This is a genomic window from Micromonospora orduensis (genome assembly GCF_006228125.1).
In the GTDB taxonomy this organism is placed as follows: domain Bacteria; phylum Actinomycetota; class Actinomycetes; order Mycobacteriales; family Micromonosporaceae; genus Micromonospora; species Micromonospora orduensis.
The window spans coordinates 1-1518 of record NZ_VDFY01000189.1 but is presented as its reverse complement, the minus strand read 5'-3'; the positions used below and the strand labels follow the sequence as shown (position 1 = coordinate 1518).

At 67.3% G+C, this 1518-nt stretch carries 1 protein-coding gene; it reads right to left on the bottom strand.

All coding sequences use genetic code 11. The features are described from left to right. Nucleotides 1-34: 34 nt before the first annotated feature. Nucleotides 35-1387, bottom strand: a complete 1353-nt coding sequence (locus FHG89_RS21590) for an IS4 family transposase (RefSeq protein WP_139586230.1) — start codon at nucleotides 1385-1387, stop codon at nucleotides 35-37. Nucleotides 1388-1518: the final 131 nt, after the last annotated feature.

The window sequence follows — 1518 nt, the reverse complement described above, 5'->3', positions numbered from 1 at the left end:
CCAACGCCGTTCAGTTAGGTCGGTGGCTGGCCTGTCAAGGTTCGTTGGTGATGACGTCGATGTTGGTGGTGGCTTTGTAGGTGCGGCGGTCGATGTTCGGTCCGCGGGCCTGGTATTTGGAGTTCGAGCGTTTGATCATCCGGGTTTTGGTGCGGATGCGGCGGTCGGGTAGCAGGTTCGCCAGGACGCGTTCGCCGATGGCGCCGACCAAGTCGATGACGGTGTCGGCGATGACGCCGGCGGCCAGGGTGATCTGGTCGCGGGCGGCGTTGAGGGCGGTGGTGAAGCTGGCCCGGTCCGGGTCGAGGCCGGGTCGGCTGTCGGTGGCGTCGGCCATCGCGGTGCGTAGCACCTGGTAGGTGATCAGCAGGGCGTGGAGTTCCTGGTCGATGCCGTCGGGGGTGCGGGCTCGCAGGACTCGTCCGCCGAGGATGCTGGATTTGAGTTCGAGGTAGGCGGTCTCGATCTCCCAGCGCTGGTGGTAGAGCCGGGCAAGGTCGCCGGCCGGGTGGCGGCGGACGTCGAGGAGGGTGGTGATCAGCCGGTAGTCGCCGGTGTGGCTGCCGCCGCTGGTGGTGATGCTGATCCGGGCATCGACAACGCGGACCCGTAGGCCGCTGACGGCTGAGAGCCAGGATCCGTCCGGGTAGCGGCAGAGCACAGGTAGTTTGCGGCTGCTTTTGCAGCGGATCAGCAGGTCGGCCCCGGTCGCGGCGATCCTGGTGATCAGGTCGGCGCTGGCGTAGTTGCGGTCGCCCAGCAACAGCATCCCGGACCGCAGACTGCGGGCCAGATGTTCAGCTTGGGCGATCTCGCCGGTGCTGAGTGGGTCGAACACCGCGTCGAGCACCGAACGGGTGCCGCAGGCCAGCAGTGCGCTCAGCCGCAGCGTGGGATAGCCGGAACCGCCATTGTTGCCCCGTTGCTTGCCGTAGCGGCGCAGGTTGGCCGGCGAGTCCGCGACGGTGAGTACGGTGCCGTCGATGACGACCGGCATCAGGCCCCGCCACCACACCGTGGCAGCACTGGTAGCCGCCGGGCCGCGGAGCAGTTCGAACAAGGCCCGCATGGGTGCCGGGCCCAGCCGCTGCCGGGCCTGGCGCAGGGCGCTGCCCGACGGCTCGGGCACCGGCAGCGGATGCAGACCGCCGATGAGTTTCGACCACACCTGCCGGTAGCCGAGATCGGCGAACAGGCAGCCCGCGATCAGCAGATAGACCACGACCCGGGCGGGCAGCAGCCGGATCCGCTGCTGCGTACGTCGGGTCGCAGTCAGAACCTCATCGATCATCTCGAACGGCAACAGCCGGGTCAGCTCACCGAGGTGACCCGCCGCGAACGGCCCCGCCGCTACCGTGACCGTCCGGGTTATGGCAATCTGATCCACCAAGCGGAGTTCCTGGTTCTGGGTTGTCTTGGAGTGACAAACCTTGATACCGGAACTCCGCTTCTCACTCCCTGATCAACACACCCCTTGACCGGCCTCGCCCACGCCTAACTGAACGGCGTTGGGACTAG